The sequence below is a fragment of the Klebsiella huaxiensis genome (assembly GCF_003261575.2).
GTDB classification, from domain to species: Bacteria; Pseudomonadota; Gammaproteobacteria; order Enterobacterales; family Enterobacteriaceae; genus Klebsiella; species Klebsiella huaxiensis.
Map to the genome: position 1 here is coordinate 1,048,487 of NZ_CP036175.1, position 20,725 is coordinate 1,069,211.

The 20,725-nt window shown below is 51.9% G+C and carries 19 protein-coding genes; 11 read left to right on the forward strand and 8 right to left on the reverse strand.

Annotated features, from left to right (window positions below; all coding sequences use genetic code 11):
* Positions 1-192: 192 nt before the first annotated feature.
* The 5 genes from mrkA (at position 193) to DA718_RS05075 (ending at position 5,737) form a co-directional block, all read left to right on the forward strand.
* The gene (mrkA, locus tag DA718_RS05055; protein ID WP_112217405.1) at positions 193-801 is read left to right on the forward strand and encodes a type 3 fimbria major subunit MrkA; all 609 of its coding nucleotides are present in this window, start codon (positions 193-195) and stop codon (positions 799-801) included.
* An 85-nt stretch (positions 802-886) separates the two neighbouring features.
* Positions 887-1,588 carry a fimbrial biogenesis chaperone gene (locus DA718_RS05060; RefSeq protein ID WP_112217404.1) on the forward strand — a complete coding sequence of 234 codons (702 nt, stop codon included), beginning with the start codon at positions 887-889 and terminating at the stop codon, positions 1,586-1,588.
* 11 nt (positions 1,589-1,599) lie between these two features.
* On the forward strand, positions 1,600-4,086 hold the full coding sequence (locus tag DA718_RS05065; RefSeq protein ID WP_112217403.1) for a fimbria/pilus outer membrane usher protein: 2,487 nt from the start codon (positions 1,600-1,602) through the stop codon (positions 4,084-4,086).
* The gene (locus DA718_RS05070) at positions 4,077-5,072 is read left to right on the forward strand and encodes a fimbrial protein (RefSeq protein ID WP_112217402.1); all 996 of its coding nucleotides are present in this window, start codon (positions 4,077-4,079) and stop codon (positions 5,070-5,072) included. The genes DA718_RS05065 and DA718_RS05070 overlap by 10 nt, the downstream gene beginning before the upstream one ends.
* 14 nt (positions 5,073-5,086) lie before the next feature.
* On the forward strand, positions 5,087-5,737 hold the full coding sequence (locus DA718_RS05075) for a fimbrial protein (protein ID WP_112217401.1): 651 nt from the start codon (positions 5,087-5,089) through the stop codon (positions 5,735-5,737).
* Positions 5,738-5,817: 80 nt separating this feature from the next.
* Here DA718_RS05075 and mrkJ read toward each other — a convergent pair whose 3' ends face one another.
* Complete coding sequence (gene mrkJ, locus DA718_RS05080) at positions 5,818-6,528, reverse strand: cyclic-di-GMP phosphodiesterase MrkJ (protein ID WP_130624349.1); 711 nt, start codon at positions 6,526-6,528, stop codon at positions 5,818-5,820.
* Between the two features lie 49 nt (positions 6,529-6,577).
* Here mrkJ and DA718_RS05085 point away from each other — a divergent pair.
* Positions 6,578-7,275 (forward strand): IS1-like element IS1A family transposase gene (locus tag DA718_RS05085; RefSeq protein WP_227015939.1). Its coding sequence is split into 2 segments (ribosomal slippage): positions 6,578-6,827 and positions 6,827-7,275, totalling 699 coding nucleotides; the frame shifts between segments, so codons are not numbered across the junction.
* Between the two features lie 176 nt (positions 7,276-7,451).
* Here the strand turns inward: DA718_RS05085 and DA718_RS05090 are convergent.
* The 5 genes from DA718_RS05090 to DA718_RS05110 all read right to left on the reverse strand — a co-directional run bounded on the left by DA718_RS05090 (position 7,452) and on the right by DA718_RS05110 (position 12,060).
* Complete coding sequence (locus tag DA718_RS05090) at positions 7,452-8,036, reverse strand: helix-turn-helix transcriptional regulator (RefSeq protein WP_112213991.1); 585 nt, start codon at positions 8,034-8,036, stop codon at positions 7,452-7,454.
* A gap of 5 nt (positions 8,037-8,041) precedes the next feature.
* Positions 8,042-8,743 (reverse strand): flagellar brake protein, encoded by a 702-nt coding sequence (locus DA718_RS05095; RefSeq protein ID WP_112213990.1) that lies wholly within the window; start codon positions 8,741-8,743, stop codon positions 8,042-8,044.
* A 502-nt stretch (positions 8,744-9,245) separates the two neighbouring features.
* On the reverse strand, positions 9,246-10,118 hold the full coding sequence (locus DA718_RS05100) for an aldo/keto reductase family oxidoreductase (protein ID WP_112213989.1): 873 nt from the start codon (positions 10,116-10,118) through the stop codon (positions 9,246-9,248).
* Between the two features lie 113 nt (positions 10,119-10,231).
* A complete protein-coding gene (locus tag DA718_RS05105; protein ID WP_112213988.1) occupies positions 10,232-11,461 on the reverse strand; it encodes an amino acid permease in 1,230 nt (409 codons plus the stop codon).
* Positions 11,462-11,598: 137 nt separating this feature from the next.
* Positions 11,599-12,060, reverse strand: a complete 462-nt coding sequence (locus tag DA718_RS05110) for a multidrug/biocide efflux PACE transporter (RefSeq protein WP_112213987.1) — start codon at positions 12,058-12,060, stop codon at positions 11,599-11,601.
* 96 nt (positions 12,061-12,156) lie between these two features.
* Between DA718_RS05110 and DA718_RS05115 the strand changes: the two genes are divergently transcribed.
* From DA718_RS05115 to DA718_RS05125, 3 genes are all read left to right on the forward strand, one after another.
* On the forward strand, positions 12,157-13,026 hold the full coding sequence (locus DA718_RS05115) for a LysR family transcriptional regulator (protein ID WP_112213986.1): 870 nt from the start codon (positions 12,157-12,159) through the stop codon (positions 13,024-13,026).
* 117 nt (positions 13,027-13,143) lie between these two features.
* Entirely contained in the window at positions 13,144-14,322 is a 1,179-nt protein-coding gene (locus tag DA718_RS05120) for an acetyl-CoA C-acetyltransferase (RefSeq protein ID WP_112213985.1), read from the forward strand.
* Positions 14,323-14,565: 243 nt separating this feature from the next.
* Positions 14,566-15,261, forward strand: coding sequence for a porin (locus tag DA718_RS05125; protein WP_112213984.1), 696 nt, complete (start codon positions 14,566-14,568; stop codon positions 15,259-15,261).
* 252 nt (positions 15,262-15,513) lie between these two features.
* Here the strand turns inward: DA718_RS05125 and DA718_RS05130 are convergent, their stop codons facing one another.
* Entirely contained in the window at positions 15,514-16,689 is a 1,176-nt protein-coding gene (locus DA718_RS05130) for an oligogalacturonate lyase family protein (protein ID WP_112213983.1), read from the reverse strand.
* A gap of 539 nt (positions 16,690-17,228) precedes the next feature.
* Between DA718_RS05130 and kduD the strand changes: the two genes are divergently transcribed.
* Positions 17,229-17,990 carry a 2-dehydro-3-deoxy-D-gluconate 5-dehydrogenase KduD gene (kduD, locus tag DA718_RS05135; RefSeq protein WP_110276421.1) on the forward strand — a complete coding sequence of 254 codons (762 nt, stop codon included), beginning with the start codon at positions 17,229-17,231 and terminating at the stop codon, positions 17,988-17,990.
* Positions 17,991-18,300: 310 nt separating this feature from the next.
* Positions 18,301-19,719, forward strand: a complete 1,419-nt coding sequence (araE, locus tag DA718_RS05145) for an arabinose-proton symporter AraE (protein ID WP_112213982.1) — start codon at positions 18,301-18,303, stop codon at positions 19,717-19,719.
* On the opposite strand, the gene DA718_RS05150 is transcribed toward araE, so the two are convergent.
* Positions 19,720-20,715: a LacI family DNA-binding transcriptional regulator gene (locus DA718_RS05150; protein WP_112213981.1), complete on the reverse strand. Its 996-nt coding sequence runs from the start codon at positions 20,713-20,715 to the stop codon at positions 19,720-19,722.
* Positions 20,716-20,725 lie beyond the last annotated feature (10 nt).

A 20,725-nucleotide genomic window follows, 5' to 3' on the forward strand; every position in this document is an offset into this window, starting at 1 on the left:
ATTCTTTGACGCCGACAGCATCGACGAATTCTTTTATAGAATCCGTTCCTGACGCCTTAAATATTGCGGCTTCCGGTCAGTCGAAGTTTCTATTAACAGTTGCACAAGTGAGCATCGCATATCGCTTCTGACTTTTGTGCGAATTAACTGTTTGCTCATTGATACTTAATTCACTCTGACAAGGAAATGGCAATGAAAAAGGTTCTTCTCTCTGCTGCAATGGCGACTGCGTTTTTTGGTATGGCTGCGGCAAATGCTGCTGATACCAATGTAGGCGGCGGTCAGGTTAATTTCTTCGGTAAAGTTACCGACGTCTCTTGTACTGTTTCCGTAAACGGCCAGGGCAGCGATGCTAACGTTTATCTGTCTCCGGTGACTTTAACGGAAGTTAAAGCAGCTACCGCAGATACCTACCTGAAACCAAAATCGTTCACCATCGACGTTTCTAACTGCCAGGCTGCTGACGATACCAAACTGGATGACGTGAGCAAACTGGGCGTGAACTGGACCGGTGGTAACCTGCTGGCTGGCGCAACCAGCAAACAACAGGGCTACCTGGCGAACACCGAAGCGGCTGGCGCACAGAATATTCAGTTGGTTCTGTCTACCGACAATGCCACCGCGCTGACCAATAAAATCATCCCGGGTGACAGCACTCAGCCTACCGCAACTGGTGATGCTGCTGCCGTAGCGGATGGCGCACGTTTCACTTACTACGTTGGTTACGCGACCAGTACCCCGGATACCGTCACTACCGGCGTGGTTAACAGCTACGCAACTTACGAAATTACCTACCAGTAATAAATAAAACCGCCTCGCGCCGGGGCGGTCTAAAACAATAATAAAGCGGCCACTGCTGCCGCTTATTTTTTATTCTGAGGTCAGCATGAAGCGTATTGCCCTTTTTTTCTGTTTCATTTTTAGTTTTGCGGCCCATGCCAATAATATTATTGTTAACGGCACCCGCTTTATTTATCCAGGAAATGAAAAAGAAATAACGGTGCAGCTCTCCAACACCGCCGACCGTCCGGCGCTGGCGCAAGCCTGGCTGGATAACGGTAATGCCGACGCAACGCCGGATACTATTACGACGCCATTTATTATCACCCCACCTATTTCCCGGGTTGACGCGAAAAGCGGCCAGACTCTGCGTATTAAGCTCGGCAGCAACGCGGGACTCGCTAAAGATAAAGAAACGCTGTGGTGGCTAAACCTTCTGGAAATACCGCCGGTCGAGGCGAGCCAGAAAAATGAAGGGCAAAATATTCTGCAACTGGCGATTCGTTCGCGCTTTAAATTTATTTATCGTCCCAACGGATTAGGCAACCGCGACGCGGCAGCAGAGAAATTAGTTCTTTCCGCAAATGGCAACAATTTATCCGTCAGTAATCCGACGCCTTTTTATGTCACCGTAAGCCGTATTTCCCGCGACGGCGGCAAAGCGCTAAACAGCAAAACGGTGATGTTTGCCCCGCAGTCTAGCCAGACCATCGCTCTCTCTTCCGCGGTGAACAGAGGCGAGACCCTGACCGTTAACAACATTAATGACTATGGCGCAGATGTCGCAGTGAAAGTTGCCGTCAAATAAGGGAAACGATCATGAAGCAGAGGTCAATCTGCCCGGGAAGATTAAGCACGGCCATTGCGGTTGCGCTGTGCTGCTTTCCGCCATTTTCCAGCGGAGAGGAAAACCCGGGAACGGTCTATCAGTTTAACGATGGTTTTATCGTCGGCAGCCGCGAAAAGGTCGATCTGTCGCGCTTCTCGACCAGCGCCATCTCCGAGGGCGTCTATTCACTGGACGTGTACACCAACGGCGAGTGGAAAGGTCGCTACGATCTGAAAGTCACCGCGGGTAAAGACGGCAAAATGGGCGTCTGTTACACCAAAGCGATGCTGATGCAATACGGTATCTCGCCGGAGAAGTTCAACCCGCAACTGAGCGAAAAAGAGGGCTTCTGCGGCCGTCTGCAAGAGTGGCGTAACGAAGAAAACGTCAAGGATAGCCTGATTCAGTCCTCCCTGAGACTGGATATTTCCGTACCACAAATCTACGAAGATCAGCGCCTTAAAAACTTTGTCAGCCCGGAGTTCTGGGATAAAGGCGTTGCGGCGCTGAATTTAGGCTGGATGGCAAACGCCTGGAACAGCCACAGCTCGTCGTCCAACGGTTCTGATAACAGCAGTGCTTATCTGGGTGTTAATGCAGGTCTGTCGTGGGACGGCTGGCTGCTCAAGCATATCGGTAACCTGAACTGGCAGCAGCAGCAGGGAAAAGCCCACTGGAACAGCAACCAAACCTACCTGCAGCGGCCCATTCCGCAGATTAACTCGATAGTCAGCGGCGGGCAGATTTTTACCAACGGCGAATTCTTCGACACCATTGGCCTGCGCGGGGTAAACCTGGCGACCGATGACAATATGTTCCCGGACGGCATGCGCTCCTACGCCCCGGAAATTCGCGGCGTAGCGCAAAGTAACGCCCTGGTCACGGTTCGTCAGGGCAGCAATATTATCTATCAGACCACGGTGCCGCCGGGGCCGTTTACCCTGCAGGATGTTTACCCTTCCGGCTACGGTAGTGACCTTGAAGTTTCGGTTAAAGAAGCCGATGGTACGGTTGAAGTGTTTAGCGTGCCTTACGCCTCGGTGGCGCAATTACTGCGTCCAGGAATGACCCGCTATGCGCTCTCTGCCGGTAAAGTCGACGACAGTTCGCTGCGTAATAAGCCGATGCTCTACCAGGGAACCTGGCAGCACGGTTTAAATAACCTGTTTACCGGCTACACCGGCGTCACTGGTTTTGATGACTACCAGGCGTTCCTGCTGGGAACCGGGATGAACACCGGCATCGGCGCGCTGTCGTTCGACGTTACTCATTCACGGCTGAAGAGCGACACCCTCGACGAGCAGGGGCAAAGCTATCGCGCCACTTTTAACCGCATGTTTACCGAGACCCAGACCAGCATCGTGCTGGCGGCATATCGCTACTCCACCAAAGGCTATTACAACCTGAACGACGCGCTGTATGCGGTCGATCAGGAAAAAAATCACAACAGTAATTACACCGTCTGGCGGCAAAAAAACGGTATGACCTTTACCGTTAACCAAAACCTGCCGGACGGCTGGGGCGGTTTTTATCTGAGCGGCCGGGTGGCGGATTACTGGAACCGTTCCGGAACCGAGAAGCAGTACCAGTTTAGTTACAACAACATGTACGGTCGTCTCTCGTGGTCGGTCAGCGCGCAGCGCGTCTATACCCCGGATAGCTCCGGTCATCGCCGCGACGATCGCGTTTCGCTCAACTTCAGCTACCCGCTGTGGTTCGGTGAAAACCGTACCGCTAACCTGACGTCAAATACCTCGTTTAATAATTCACGCTTCGCCAGTTCACAAATTGGCGTCAACGGTTCGCTGGATAGCGAAAACAACCTCAACTACGGCGTGTCGACAACCACGGCGACCGGCGGTCAGCATGATGTGGCGCTGAACGGCAGCTACCGTACTCCGTGGACCACGCTGAACGGCAGCTATAGCCAGGGCGAAGGGTATCGCCAGAGCGGCGTCGGTGCCAGCGGAACGCTGATTGCCCATCGCCACGGCGTGGTGTTCTCGCCGGAAAGTGGCACCACCATGGCGCTGATCGAAGCGAAGGATGCCGCTGGCGCGATGTTGCCGGGTTCGCCGGGGACCCGCATTGACAGCAACGGCTACGCCATTCTGCCGTATCTGCGACCTTACCGGATTAACTCCGTTGAAATTGACCCGAAGGGCAGCAACGACGATGTCGCCTTTGACCGTACCGTGGCGCAGGTGGTGCCGTGGGAAGGCAGCGTGGTCAAGGTCTCTTTCGGTACCACGGTGCAAAACAACATTACGTTGCAGGTGCGTCAAGCGAATGGTCAGCCTCTACCGTTCGGTGCCACGATATTTGGCGCTACCGGAAAGGAAATCGGCGTGGTAGGACAGGGCAGCATGATGTTTATCAGCGACGCCAGCGCACCGAAGGCCACGGTTAAGTGGAGCGGTGGACAATGTTCGGTGGATTTGAGTCAGGAAAAAACAAAGGAAACGCTATGTCGCTAAGTAAAAAACTGACGCTTTTTATTGGCTTAATGGCGCTGGGGACAACGTCGGCATGGGCTGCCTGTACGCGCCTTTCGCAACCGACGGTGACCTTAGATATGGTTGTTGGGCGAATCGTCGTTCCGCCAGATCTGCCTGTAGGATCAACGATCGTTTCCCGTGACTGGACAATGTCGGCACCGGGGAGAGCGAGCTACAGCTGTACGGCCGGTACCAACCGTTTTGCAGCGAAGATTGTCTCGACAGGATCCACCGATCTGGGAAATAAAATTTATTCCACCAATGTGCCCGGTATTGGCTTGCGCTTTAGCCGCGGCGGCGCAACGGTGAATATTACCTATCCAGATGTTTTCTCATCCACCATCAGCCGGACCACCAGTTACTCGCTGGAGGGTTCTCGCTTCACCCTGGAGGTGATCAAAACGGCAAGCGTGACTGGTAGCGGCACACTGGCGGCGGGTAAATATACCTCCTACGACTGGGAAAGCGGTAATAACCCAATCCTGGAAACAATGCTTAGCGCCAATGCGATAACCGTGGTTTCGCCCTCGTGTACCATCCTGAGCGGCAAAAATATGAACGTTGATGTCGGCACCATCAAGCGCAGCGACCTTAGCGGCGTTGGCACGACCGCCGGGGGTAAGGATTTTAATATTGAGCTACAGTGCAGCGGCGGGTTAAGCGAGTCGGGATACGCCAATATCCAGACTTCTTTCTCCGGCACGTTGGCCACGGGGACTGCCTTGACTCGCGGGGCGCTGCTGAACGAAAAATCCGGCACCTCACTTGCACAAGGTATAGGTATTCAGGTTTTAAAGGACGGCACTCCGCTGGAATTTAACAAAAAATACAGCATCGGGAGCTTGCGCACGCAGGAAACTCGCTATATCACCCTGCCTCTCCATGCGCGGTTCTATCAATATGCGCCGACCACCAGTACCGGTGAGGTGGAGTCGCACATGATCTTTAACCTGACGTACGATTAATTCGGGAGGCGGGAATGAGTGATTCAGCACAGTATAAAAATAGCAAAAGACTCATCCAACTGACTTTGATGGGCGGGGCGCTTGTGGCCTCTTCGGCGTGGGGTTTTGAGACGAATTATGAACAAGGGCGGGTAGATTTTGCCGGTCGGGTGACCGATATCTCCTGTAGCGTGGCGCTCAACGGCGGCAACAATGCGGGCAGCGGTAGCGTCTGGCTAGCGCCGGTAAGCCTTGCGGAAGTGCACGATCGCGGCGCGGGGGCATTTATGAAGCCGCAACCCTTCACCCTGGAGTTATCGAACTGCCAGTTACGCCATGATGGCGGCGCGGCGGATGAAAATGAAATCCGCATGGTGAACGTGCGCTGGATTGACGGATTTATGGTCAATTCCGTCAGCAATGAAAATGCCGGTTATCTGGCTAATACGCGGGCGGACGGGGCCAGCCATATTTTCCTGGCACTGGCGACCAACGATAATAATACGCTGGATAAGAGCAATAAAATTGTCCCGGCCGATCCACAGCAAAACCGGGTGCCGCTGGTGGAGAAAGCAGTCAATGGCGGCGTGTTTACCTATTACATCGGCTACGTGACGCCCGCACCCGAAAAAGCGACCAGTGGTTTGTTAACCAGTTGGGCGACCTGGGAGCTGGTTTATAATTAATTCTGCAAGTAAAGTCGGACTGGTTTTCTCCCTCTCCCTGTGGGAGAGGGCCGGGTGAGGGAAATACGTCTCTGCATTTTTTATAGCGTAATATCTTCTTTAACCAGTTGCTCAATGCTGACCTCTTTCCAGTAATGCCCCTGAATAGCAAACCATTCCATCCCTTGTAACCACTTTTTATGAGCCTCAGTTTCGACACCTTCAATAATGACATTATGGTGATTACGCGAAAGAAAGGTCACCAGCGCATCCATTAAAGGCCGACCAGAATCTTTTCGCATTAAATGCCAGAAAAAGTTTTTATCAATTTTGACATAATCAAAATGATAACCGCGGATAGCGTTAATGCCGGCATAGCCAGAGCCGAAGTCATCAAGCCACAGCGAGGTGCTTTGTGGATCGAACCAGGAGGCGAGAGCATTATTCAACAGTTTGTTGGAGTTTTCCGTGACTTCGAAATGAACACAGCCGAGTAGTTCGACGATTTCTTTAATCTCCGGTCTTAGTAAAACGTTGAGAATATGATCATCGACATTAATTGTGGCTGAAATACCATTTTTGAGAAACCATTGCTTATGTTTTTCGATTAGTGCCAGTTGCTCCATAAATATGCTTTCTCGTAATCCCGAATTGGCATAGCGAAAGAAGTTTTCAGGAGAAATAGGTATATGATCAAAACGGCTCAGACACTCAACGGCGACAAGTACGCCTTGTGGGGAGAACATTTTCTGAAAGACATAACGAACTGCTATATCGCTACGTGATAAATTATGGTCGGAAAACAGGGTGATGCTGCCAACTTACTGATTTAGTGTATGATGGTGTTTTTGAGGTGCTCCAGTGGCTTCTGTTTCTATCAGCTGTCCCTCCTGTTCAGCTACTGACGGGGTGGTGCGTAACGGCAGAAGCACCGCCGGACATCAGCGCTATCTCTGCTCTCACTGCCGTAAAACATGGCAACTGCAGTTCACTTACACCGCTTCTCAACCCGGTACGCACCAGAAAATCATTGATATGGCCATGAATGGCGTTGGATGCCGGGCAACTGCCCGCATTATGGGCGTTGGCCTCAACACGATTTTACGTCACTTAAAAAACTCAGGCCGCAGTCGGTAACCTCGCGCATACAGCCGGGCAGTGACGTCATCGTCTGCGCGGAAATGGACGAACAGTGGGGCTATGTCGGGGCTAAATCGCGCCAGCGCTGGCTGTTTTACGCGTATGACAGGCTCCGGAAGACGGTTGTTGCGCACGTATTCGGTGAACGCACTATGGCGACGCTGGGGCGTCTTATGAGCCTGCTGTCACCCTTTGACGTGGTGATATGGATGACGGATGGCTGGCCGCTGTATGAATCCCGCCTGAAGGGAAAGCTGCACGTAATCAGCAAGCGATATACGCAGCGAATTGAGCGGCATAACCTGAATCTGAGGCAGCACCTGGCACGGCTGGGACGGAAGTCGCTGTCGTTCTCAAAATCGGTGGAGCTGCATGACAAAGTCATCGGGCATTATCTGAACATAAAACACTATCAATAAGTTGGAGTCATTACCGGAAAACAGAGTTGCGTTCATTATCTCTCGTTAGAAATCAGGTCAGAGGTAAAGAGAGGATCAAATTATTATAGGTGACCTTTCTACCGATGGGAATGATTATTAAAGGCTGATTGCCAATGAATTATCGGGTTTTGATTGGTCACCTGCATATTTTGTTCTCAACAATGATACATGTTGACTATTCTTGCATGCATTATCCGTGAGCTATTCATTCCGAGTTTTTTCATAATGTGAACCTTATGGCTATGTACCGTTTTATGATCAATATTGAGGAGTACGGCGATTCTTTTATTGTTGTTGCAGGCGATAATTAACTCCAGAACCTGAAGTTCCCTGGCTGTCAGCTTTCGCTGAGTACATAAACCCTGGCTGCCGCTGGCAGTTAGAGGACGATTGATGATGGCTGAGAAATCAGATAAGGAGGATTTTTCCGTCAAAATCAATAAGTTTTCCAGGTCAATAAGCTCACGACATAAGCTGGCGAGTTCGTTTTTTACAATCAAAACCCGCATTGAGCAGTGCGCGAGGTGCATGCGTAGCGTGTTGAGTAATGCGACCGTCGTGGCTACAGAGATATCCTTATGGATGAGGTTAACAATAACAGTATCCGCCAGAGGGAGATGGGCACCCGTAACAATATCCTGGAGGCTTAGGGGGGTGACATATTTCTCATTATCAACCAGGTAATCCTGGATTGATCGCCCGATGATATTGTCATCGGTGTAAAGTAATATACTTTCCAATGTCTTTAGACTCTCTTTTTTCTCTTGGCTTCCATAATCAAGTCGAGCAGCATTTTCTCTATTCTCTTCTTGTTATCAAGATGGCGAAATGTAAATTGGCAAGAAATCTGGTAGTAGCTTTCACGCTCCTCGTTATCATCTAAAGTCACCATAACGACATTCTTTATAACCAAATCTACGGTAATCTCACCATATTCGGCGAGTGCCAGAATGGCGTTCTTGAGAACGGCATTGTGGCTGAGGAATTTCAGATTGGGGTTTTTAGTCATTAATGCGCAACCGCCGTCTGAAATGTCTTTGATCTCGAAAAGATAGTTTTCGCCATTCTTATGTCGGCCATGGCAGAAAAACTCATGTTCGTGGCGAAGACGGAACCGGGGATCGCGGCGGCGTTGCACCACCTGGATACATTCGGGTAAGGTAAATGCGACCTTATTGCATTTTCCCTCGCTATACGCATAATTTTTCTTTAACACCGCGCTGAATTCGATTTTTCCTGAATCACTATGCAAAATAAATTTAACTTTATGCCCTGGAGGGATTTTGCTGGTGGTTGAGATATGGAATTCGGCAAAATCCACGCGCGTTAGCTGAGTAATAGTGCTTTTGTTATTAACAAATACTTCTATCTCTGCTTGCTTTCGGAGTTCTTCCCTGAAAATAGCAATAATTTCATACTTACTGGTCTTTATCGTTCCCTCTATCATGTGAAATCCTTGTGAAAGTTATTGTGTCTGGTTGATTTTTTTATATGGCAATACAAACATTCTGATTGTGTTAATCAGATGTTTTTATGAGCATTTGATGTTATTAGCTATCTTTATCGCTAAATTGATTTGTATAAACTTTGAATGAGATGTTGTTTTTCCTGTAATCAAGAGTTAGAAAAATTTGATGAAACAAAAACGACAGAAGCCTCCAATAAGGAGGCTTGTCAAAAAGTATGAAACTATGCTGTGTATACCCGTCATACTTCAAGTTGCTTATGTGTTGGCTACGCTCGTTCACCCCAGTCACATAGTTATCTATGCTCCTGGGGACTCACTCCCTTGCCGCCTTTAAGCAACTCGAATTATTTAGGGTATTTAGGGTTATCCGTCAGAGAATAACGCTAATTTGTAGGATGTATAGTGCCTGTGGCTTTAAGGTAATTCCAGGCAAATATTGAGGAGAAGGCTTCTGCGAATATCGATCCGCAGAAGCCTGAAATCAGGAGTGGGGCTGGAGATTATCCAGAATGGCTAACGCTTCTGGTGGAAGCGTTAATTGCGCGGCGGCAAGATTCTCGTGCAGATGCTGTAGCGAGGAGGTACCCGGAATGAGCAGGATATTCGGCGAGCGCTGTAGCAGCCAGGCCAGCGCGACCTGCATTGGCGTGGCGTCCAAAGCTGCGGCGACGTCATTAAGCTCTTGCGCCTGCAGCGGCGTGAAACCGCCGAGCGGGAAGAACGGCACCCAGGCGATATTCTGCGCCGCAAGTGCATCGATAAGCGGATCATCCTGACGATTCGCGACATTATATTGGTTCTGCACGCAGACGATGGGCGTGAGTTTTTGTGCATCCGCCACCTGTTTAGCGGTGACGTTACTTAGCCCGATATGGCGAATTAACCCGCGCTCTTTAAGCTCCAGCAGCGTGGTTAATGGCCCTTCCAGCGAACCTTCGACCGGGCCATGAGCGCTGAGCATACTGCGCAGATTCACCACCTCCAGAACGTCAAGGCCCAGATTGCGCAGGTTATCTTCCACCGCCTGGGTCAGTTCTGCGGGGGACATCGCAGGCAACCAATTGCCTTTTTCATCACGGCGAGCGCTGACTTTGGTGACGATGCATAGCTCGTCAGAATAGGGATGTAGCGCTTTGCGAATCAGTTGATTAGTGACATGCGGGCCGTAAAAATCGGAGGTATCGATGTGATTAACTCCCGAGGCGACGGCTTCTTGCAGCACGCGGATAGCCGTCTCAGGATCTTTTGGCTGACCAAAGACGCCCGGTCCTGCAAGCTGCATTGCCCCGTATCCCAGGCGATAAACCTGACGATCGCCTAAGGTGCCGGTTCCGGATAATTGTACGCTGGACATAGAAACTCCCCCTGATGGTGTGCAGGCTCTAAGTGTATGCCCGTCAGGAGGATTGGGGAGATAAGAATATTGGCAGAAAGTGCGGCGAAAGAGAGCCTTCGCCGCACGGGGGATCAACTGAAGAACATCACCGAAACGCACAGCAAACCGATGACCAGGGTAATAAAGTTACCCACTGAGCGGTGAGGCTTTAGCGCTGGAATAAGGTAGGTCGACAGGGTCGGCATGATAAACAGAATCATCGCGATGAGTGGACCGCTGATGGCATAAATCATCGAGATAGCGTTGGGATTGATAAAGCAGACGACAAAGGTTAGCGTCGAAACCAGCAGGATCGACATCGCCCGATTAAACGCGCGGCTTTTACGAATGCCAATCTGGCCGAGCGACGTCTTGACGATTTCACTGGCCCCTTCAATCACCCCAAAATAAGTGCCGAGGAACGACTTCGACATTGCCACTACCGCCACGATAATCCCGGTGACCGCCAGCCATGCCGGTGAGCCTGGCATCATCGACAACGCGGAGAGAATGGTCACCCCTTCGTTACGAGCGGTCTCAATATAAGTTGTCGGTATCGACAGCAAGCAGCTAAAAACGAAAAACAGTACGCTAGCGCAGATGAGGGTGTAGGCCACCTTCATGATTTTTTTGCATTTACCCATGGCCTGCTCGCCGTATTTCTCCTGCTGATCGATAGCAAAAGTCGAAATAATTGGCGTATGGCTAAAAGCGAAAACCATCACGGGAATGGAGATCCAGATTTGGTGGAACGTGTGCGAGGTCAGTTGCATTTGACTGGTCAGATACTCCGGCTGCCAACTGCCAATCAGATAGATGGAGAGGAACAGGAAGCAGGCGATCAGCGGGAACACTAAAAAACCCATCACTTTGATAGTGATATGGCGGCCCATCAAAAAGATCAGATTGAGCACTAGCACCACGCTCAGGCTGAGCAGCGCCCGCACGCCAGGCGTAATGGGCACATGCCTGGCTAACTGCTCGGCCAGCGAGTTAGTGATGGCGACGGCATAGATCAGGATGACCACGAAAAAGGCGAGGAAATAGAGCCCGGTAATCAGGTTACCGATCTTTTTTCCGTAATAGTGATTAACAGCCCCGGTAATGCCAGCGCCTGGGGCGATTTTGGCGGAGAGAATGAACTGGCTCAGTGCTTTATGCGGCCAGTAAGTTAGCGGCCAGGCGACCAGTGCGGTGATGAACAGAACGATAGCGCCAGCGGATCCCAGTTGGATCGGCAAGAATAACGTGCCAGCGCCTACAGCAGTGCCATATAAGGCAAAACTCCAAAGAGTTTCTTCTTTAGACCAAATTTTAGACATTATGCGACTTTATCAACCAGAAAACGAACAAAAAGGAGTGCAATTTATCACATTTATGATTCGTCTGCGGCGATAGTTTCTGGTGGATAAATGAAGCGGCGGATCGTCGATTAACGTACCGGCGATCCGTCAAAAGGTTAGCTACGGGCGATAATGCGTTGCTGGCGATGCTTGAAGACGCGCTCGCGCAGCGTATCCCAGACCCAGTTAAACGCCATGGTGTAGGGCAGGAAGAACAGCATAAAGCCGATTTCCAGCATAAATGCCTGCAACAGCGAGACGCCGAGCACCAGCGCGACGAGGGTTACGCCGATGATGATAAAACCCGACTCAAAGCCGATTGCGTGTAGTGCACGGACGCGCAGGTTACGCACCACGCGCGACACCGGCCACAGGCGGTCGAAAATGGTGTTATAGATGATGTTCCAGATCATCGCGACAGTCGCCAGCAGAATACTCAGTCCGCCCATCTCAACGACCGAACGCTGCATCAGCCATGCGGCAGTAGGGGCGAGAATCAGAGTCGCGAGACCTTCAAAGCTGATCGCGTGGATGACGCGTTCCGTCAGCGTTTTACGCTGTACGTTATGTTGTTGCATGGCTTGTTACCTCTGGCCTTAATAAGAATTTACCCGGTATTTTATGGAAAAATATGATAAACAAAAGATAGTACCCATCGATAAAGTAGATAGTTCATGCGCTATTCTCCCGAAGCCTTAACCGCTTTTGTCGAAACCGTCGCCTGCGGTTCGTTTTCCGCTGCGGCGAGGCGGCTGCGGAAAAGTCAGTCCACCATCAGTACGGCGATTGCTAACCTGGAAGCCGATCTTGGCGTGACGCTCTTCGATCGCAGCTCCCGGCAACCGACGCTCACGCCGCAGGGTGAACAGGTACTGAGCTATGTCAAAGCCATTCTGGCGGCCAGCGACAGGCTGGATGAGCTGGCGATTTCGCTCTCCGGTAAAACGGAGGCACGGCTGACTTTTGTGCTTTCCGATACGCTGCATCCCGATGTGCTTGAAGATCTGCTGGCGCAGTTTGACCGCCGTTTTCCACATACCGAATTTGAGTGCCTGATTGGTGAAGATGAGGATGTTGTCGACCTGCTGCAAAAAGAGCGCGCGCAGGTGGGGCTGATTGAGGCCAGGGATAGCTACCCGACGGACATCGGCAGTATCCGGTTGCCGATGCAAACCGAAATGGCCATCTTTGTTGCTCCCCGGCACCCGCTGGCGACTCAGGGCAGGGTGACCCGGGATGAGCTACTCAGCTGGCGCGAGCTGCGCCTGAGCACCTATCTGGAAAATAGTGCGGAACCCGCGCGCGGATTAGTATGGTCAGCGCCTAACTATCTGCTGCTGTTCAGCATGGCGGCTCAGGGACTGGGATGGTGTATTTTGCCCAGCGCGCTGGTGCAGGAGTTTGCTGGTAGCGGCAGCCTGGTGGCGCTGGATATTGCCGGTTGGCCACGGGTGATTTCCACCGATTTACTGTGGAATAAAAAAGCGCCGCCAGGAGAAGCGGGAAGCTGGCTGCGCCAGCATCTACAAGGACATGGGGGCTAAAATCGCCCATAATCTTTGTGATTCCACTCACTTTTTTTAAACAATTGCGAAAATTTTTGATAACAATTCACTACTATGATGCTGTTTCTTTGCGCAGAGGCAGAGCAGGGGTAGAGGATGAAAGATGTCGTAATCGTCGGCGCGTTGCGAACGCCAATAGGCTGTTTTCAGGGTACGCTGTCGCGTCATTCGGCGGTGGAACTGGGCAGCGTGGTGGTGAAGGCTTTAATCGAGCGCAGCGGCGTCGACCCCCAAAGTATTGATGAGGTGATCCTCGGCCAGGTCTTGACCGCAGGAACCGGACAAAATCCGGCGCGTCAGTCGGCGATCCGCGGCGGGCTGCCCAATACCGTTTCTGCGATAACCATTAATGACGTCTGTGGCTCAGGGTTGAAAGCGCTGCACCTGGCGACTCAGGCTATCCAGTGCGGCGAAGCGGACGTGGTGATCGCCGGAGGTCAGGAGAATATGAGCCGCGCCCCGCACGTGCTTACCGATAGCCGGACCGGCGCGCAGTTGGGCAACAGTCAGCTTATTGATAGCCTGGTTCACGATGGTCTGTGGGATGCGTTCAATGATTATCATATGGGCGTGACGGCGGAGAACCTGGCCCGAGAGTATGGTATCAGTCGCGAGCTGCAGGATGCCTGGGCGCTTAGTTCGCAGCATAAAGCGCGGCGGGCTATCGATTCCGGTCGTTTTCGCGATGAGATAGTTCCGGTGACCACTGAGCTCAACGGAATTCCTCGGCTGGTGGATACCGATGAACAGCCGCGAGTTGACGCCAGCGCTGAAGCGCTGGCCAGCTTGCTTCCGACCTTCGACCGGCTGGGATCGGTCACTGCAGGCAATGCGTCGAGTATTAATGATGGCGCGGCGGCGGTGATGATGATGAGTGAATCTAAAGCTCAAGAGTTGGGGCTGCCGGTTCTGGCGCGGATCCGCGCGTTTGCAAGCGTAGGCGTCGATCCGGCGCTGATGGGTATCGCACCGGTACACGCCACCCGTCGCTGTCTGGAAAGGGCGGGCTGGAGGTTGGACGAAGTCGATCTTATCGAAGCCAACGAAGCTTTTGCGGCCCAGGCCATTTCGGTGGGAAGGGTGCTGGAGTGGGATGAACGACGGGTAAATGTGAACGGCGGCGCGATTGCTCTCGGCCACCCGATTGGTGCATCTGGTTGCCGCATACTGGTTTCCCTGGTCCATGAGATGATTAAACGCGATTCCCGTAAAGGGCTTGCCACGCTGTGTATCGGCGGTGGCCAGGGCGTGGCGCTGGCGGTTGAACGAGAATAAGCCCTTTCTGATGTGAGTTTCCAGGCCTCCTTAATGGAGGCTTTTTTGTTTTTTATCAGCAAGCTTTTTTTCCTTCGCAAAATCCCTCCATAACGCTCTATTTTGTTGAGCTTTGTCACGTCTTTACGTGCCACCTTTTTTGAAACAAATAATTACGATCTCGATCACTAAAACATCATTGCCTAAAAAATAAAATACAGTTTCATAAAAACGAAACGATATTTTAATTATAAGGGGTATTTTATGTTTGCAAGATCTCTGGCCCTTGCTGCACTCTGTGGCATGTCTTTCGCGGCTTCAGCAGTCACGGTGGATTTACGTCACGAATTCATTGATGGTGGGAAATCGGACAAGAGCAACGCTGACCGCGTTTCCGTCTCCCATCGTTTCGCTAACGGCTTTGGCTTCTCCGTTGAGGCTAAGTGGAAGTCGGGCGGTGAAAACACCAGCCAGCCTTATTCAGATTTCGTCGGTAATGGTCATGAAGAGACTATTAGCTGGCAGTGGAAGGCGGATAAAAACTTCTCAGTAACGCCCGGGTTTGCGATTGAAAGTAACGATAGCCGCTCAATCTATAAACCGAATCTGCGCGTACAGTACAGCTTCGATAACGGCTTCTACGTTGCTGCCCGCTACCGTTATGACTACACCCGTTATCCGGCGAATGCAGGCAAAGACGATGATAAGGTAAACCGTGGCGATGCGTGGGCCGGTTACGTCCTGGGCGACTGGCGTGCTGAGCTGAACTACGTTTATGCGCGCAGTACCGAAGGGGTTAAACGTAACGACAATAAACCGTACTCTCAGGAATACAACCTCAAGGTCGCTTATAAGCTGGATAAAAACTGGGCGCCGTACGGCGAACTCGGCAACGTTGGCGTCAACGATCGCAGCGACCGTCAGACTCGCTTCCGTGTGGGTGTTGCTTACTCATTCTAAAATAAAAACGTCCTCATCGTTTTCCCCGGAGCAGTCAGCCGGGGTTTTCTGTTTGTATTAACCCATCTTCCCGGAGGCGGTGCTGCGCACCTGTCCGGGCTACCCCATATGCACATAATGTAGCCCGGACAGGCGCATTGCGCCGCCTCCGGGATAGTTACCACGATCCGGGAAATACGCCGGGCATAAAAAAGCCCTCCAAAAGGAGGGCAAGGCCAGTTACAGAAACACTAACTCAAACAGTGGTTAACGCTATGCCTTCAGCATCTCAGGATGCGATGGCAGCTTCGCAATATAAACGGCAGGTTTGCCGTCTTTATCGGAACTGAACAAAATGGCGCTATCATCCGGCGTAAAGGACGGATGTGGGTGGGTCACCTGGCGACTATTGGCCACCGTTGCCCATGAGGTATCGTGACGCGCGATGCGGAAATATGCCTGCTTCGCGACGTCAAATGCGTATAGATACGGATCGTTATCAATGGTGTAGCCACTGGTGTCTTTTACATCCACCGGGGTACCGGAACCATCGCCCACCAGCATGGTGCCGTCGAAGTTACTCATCAGATGCGAACAGGCTGGCATCTGCATCACCGCTTCATTGACGCCGGTATCCGGATTGAAGCTATAAATTGTGCGGCCCTGCTGCCCCTTCAGATAAGAGACGTATACCAGCGCGGAGCCGTTCGGCACCCAGAATTCGTGGGTGCAGCTTTCGCCTTCGGCATGCTCTTTGACTTTGCGCACGTTGCTGCCGTCTTCATTCACCATCCACATCCGCGCATCCACCAGGTCGTGCGGACCTTCATGACAGAAAGCAACCGTGTTGTCATCGAAAGGACGATAAATCGGGTGGCCGAGCCATTTTTTCTCTTCGTGGATCACGCTGCTTTCGCCGGTTTGCAGATCGACGCGCAGCAGGCGGCAGTGGGGGCCTTTGTGGAAGAAATCGTGGAAAATCTGCCAGTCGTTGAGCGGCGTCCAGTCGCTTTTGGCGATCTCGATCCCAACCAGCTTAGTGCAATCGCTGTTTGCCACCCAGGTACCGTAACCAACCCAATCATCGGCAACGCGGTAAACTTCACGCTCTTGCAGGGTGGTGAGGTTAACTTCCAGCAGTGTACGGTCGTTCTTCACGTAATAGAGGGATTTATCATCCGGGGAAAGGAAACCGCCAAAAGTATTGTCACCGGCACCTTCCGTTAGCTGAACCGCCTCGGCTTTCGCCAGATCCAGCAGATAGTAGTTCCAGTTGCCGTCGAACTCGCCGGCAAACAGCAAATGGCTGCCATCATTGAAAAAACACTTCTGATAGAAATAGTTACGATGACAGGTCACTTCCGGTGGGGTTAAGCGGGTGATCTCCGCGCCGGTGTCCGGATCGCGGCTGACTTCATAATTCAATTTAACCCGCATGCCTTTAGCCATGATGTACTCCTTTTCCTTCCTGAGATGTCGCCAGCCTGCGTGAGCCGGTCAGTGGAAGTTGATTTAAAAGATAGGTGTTAATTTATCAAAACATCGTTTCATTATTTGTGATGGTGGACGCAATTCGCAACAACTTCCCGCTCTGGATCGCACTTTTTTGTCACCTGTCCAGCAGATGCTGGGATCACCTTTGTTTTATGGTCGTTTTTTTATGATCTACTGTCATTTTTTAAAGGTGTTGTAACTCATTGTATTTTATTGATTTAAATTGATTTTCTTTTGCCGATGGCACAACGCTTCGTGATCTGTTTTGCATTTTTATGATTTACCCGCCTTAAAATTGAAACAACGTTTTAATAATAATTGAAAATGACTTTAGCCAGGGCTAAGATGTGCTCACTGTAAAACGGAACTCTGTTTTATTTTTATGAGTAAATCCCTATAGAGTTCTTAAAACCATAAGGGTCTGTGCAAGCAGCAGGCTGGACCAATAGAACCTTGCCTGTGCCTACAGGCTCTGAAAGATTAAGGAACAAAGTATGATTCTCGATGCATTCTCCCTACAGGGCAAAGTGGCTGTTGTCAGCGGTTGTGATACCGGTCTGGGCCAGGGCATGGCGGTCGGTCTGGCGGAAGCTGGCTGCGATATCGTGGGTATCAATATTGTTGAACCGACGGAAACCATTGAACGCGTTACCGCGCTGGGCCGTCGTTTTCTTAGCCTGACCGCAGATCTGCGCCAGATTGACGGCATTCCGCAGCTGCTGGAGCGCGCGGTGGCTGAATTTGGTCATATCGACATCCTGGTGAACAACGCTGGTCTGATTCGTCGTGAAGACGCTATCGAGTTTAGCGAGAAAAACTGGGACGACGTGATGAACCTGAACATTAAGAGTGTGTTCTTTATGTCTCAGGCGGCGGCGAAGCACTTTATCGCTCAGGGCAACGGCGGCAAGATCATTAACATCGCATCCATGCTCTCCTTCCAGGGCGGGATCCGCGTGCCGTCTTACACCGCGTCTAAAAGCGCGGTGATGGGCGTGACCCGTCTGCTGGCCAACGAGTGGGCGAAGCATGGTATCAACGTGAACGCGCTTGCGCCGGGCTATATGGCGACCAACAACACCCAGCAGCTGCGCGCCGACGAACAGCGCAGCAGCGAGATCCTCGACCGTATCCCGGCGGGGCGTTGGGGCCTGCCGAGCGACCTGATGGGGCCGGTGGTATTCCTGGCTTCCAGCGCTTCTGACTACATCAATGGCTACACCGTGGCGGTTGATGGCGGCTGGCTGGCGCGCTAATTTTTAGCTCCGCTTTAGTGCAATAGCGAACCCTGCTTCGGCAGGGTTTTTTTATGCCTTAACAATAATTGTCCATATCATGAAATTAGAATAGTCCATATGGTTTATTTGTTTTTCCGCTTAATGGTTATGTGTAATGGGATGTTTCGATAATGACATGATTATTTTCTGTACTTTTGAAAGTTGAATGTCCATCACAAAACGATTGAGTGTAGCAAATTAATCCATATCTTTGGCTTGTCCTGCCTGACACCTTAGCCCGTCGATCCCGTACTTTCATCGTATGTCTTACTCTGTCTGGCAGGAAAAAATGACTTCAATTAGTAACGACTCTACAACAATGCCGCGTACGCAGCGCGATACCCGGCGCATGAATCAGTTTGTCTCGATTGCCGCAGCGGTGGCGGGATTGTTATTTGGCCTCGATATTGGGGTGATTGCCGGGGCGCTGCCCTTTATTACCGATCATTTTGTGTTATCCAGCCGCCTGCAGGAGTGGGTGGTGAGCAGCATGATGCTGGGGGCCGCTATCGGCGCGTTATTTAACGGTTGGCTCTCGTTCCGTCTCGGGCGTAAATACAGTCTGATGGTTGGCGCCGTACTGTTTGTTGCTGGTTCTATCGGTTCCGCTTTTGCCGCGAGTGTCGAAATGCTGCTGGTGGCAAGGGTGATTCTTGGCGTTGCCGTGGGCATCGCCTCTTATACCGCTCCGCTGTATCTGTCTGAAATGGCGAGTGAAAACGTGCGCGGCAAGATGATCAGTATGTATCAGCTGATGGTGACGCTGGGGATCGTGATGGCGTTCCTCTCCGATACCGCGTTTAGCTACAGCGGCAACTGGCGGGCGATGCTGGGCGTGCTGGCATTACCGGCAGTGGTACTGATTGTGCTGGTGGTCTTCCTGCCTAACAGCCCACGCTGGCTGGCGGAAAAAGGACGTCATGTGGAAGCGGAAGAGGTGCTGCGGATGCTGCGCGATACCTCGGAAAAAGCCCGTGATGAGCTGAACGAAATTCGTGAAAGCCTGAAGCTAAAACAGGGCGGCTGGGCGCTGTTTAAAATCAACCGTAACGTGCGCCGCGCGGTATTCCTCGGCATGTTGTTGCAGGCCATGCAACAGTTTACCGGTATGAATATCATCATGTACTACGCGCCACGCATTTTCAAAATGGCCGGTTTCACCACCACCGAGCAGCAGATGGTGGCGACGCTGGTGGTTGGCCTGACCTTTATGTTCGCCACCTTTATCGCGGTCTTCACTGTCGATAAGGCTGGGCGTAAACCGGCGCTGAAAATCGGTTTTAGCGTTATGGCTATCGGCACTTTGGTGCTGGGTTACTGCCTGATGCAGTTTGATAACGGCACCGCCTCCAGCGGACTTTCCTGGCTGTCGGTGGGTATGACCATGATGTGCATCGCAGGCTATGCGATGAGCGCCGCGCCGGTGGTGTGGATCCTGTGTTCGGAAATTCAGCCGCTGAAATGCCGCGACTTCGGCATTACCTGTTCAACCACCACCAACTGGGTGTCGAACATGATTATCGGCGCGACATTCCTGACCTTGCTTGATTCAATCGGCGCGGCGGGAACCTTCTGGCTCTACACTGCGCTGAACATCGCCTTTATCGGTGTGACTTTCTGGCTGATTCCGGAAACCAAAAACGTCACCCTGGAGCATATCGAACGTAAGCTGATGTCCGGCGAGAAGCTGCGCAACATCGGCAATTAATTACAGCGACTCGCGCGGCAGCCACGGGCTGGCAACACGTACCGTTTCCCGATGGCTGTCGCCGTTAATGATATGCAGGGCGCTCAGGCGCCCGATGTCATAATGCGGGAGCTGCACCGTTGACAGCGGCGGTAGGAACAGATCGCCAATCCCCACCATATTGTCGTAACCCACGACAGCTACATCCTGCGGGATGCGCAGCCCCTGCGCCAGCAACGTCTGGTAAACCATAAACGCGATGCGGTCATTGCCGCAAATCACCGAGTCAAAGTGTGGCTTTTGCTGCTGAATATGTGCCAGCACGACAGCGGGAATATCGCGATAGTGCTCATCGCCGTACGCCATATAGCTGTGATCAAGCGTGTCAGGATCGATATTCGCCTCCCGGCAGGCACGCTCCAGCCCCTGACGGCGGCGGACGGTTGCGAGATGGTTAGCCGGTAGATGCAGACACAGTGGACGACGGTAGCCCGCAGCCAGCAAGGCCTGCACCGCCGTGTATTGTCCTTGTTCATCATCCGGAATATAGCTGGCGACCGGATCGTGCAGACTTTCGCAGTTGGCCAGTACGCAGGGAAGGGTTAACAGCTTGGCCGGAAGCGGTACCTGCCGCAGGCCCATGGTGGTGTAGATAATCCCATCCGGGCGGTGGGAAAGCAGCAAATCGACAATGGTTTCCGGGCTATCATCGGAAAACATGTTAACCACAAAGCTGTTCCAGCCGTGTGCCCGGGCGGTTTCTTCAATAGACAGCGTGATCTCCACCGAGAAGGGCGTAGTGACGGTATCCAGCGCCAGCACCCCAATGGTATTTGGCGTGGCGTGAGCGCCGCGGATTTTTTTCGCTGACAGGTCGGGGACGTAATTGGTCTGTTCAATCGCGGCCTGAACGCGAACCAGGGTCTCCGGTTTCAGTCTTTCCGGGCTATTCAGCGCTCGCGATACCGTCATCAACGACACATTCGCCAGCTTTGCCACATCTTTCAGGGATGCCATATTGAGTGCT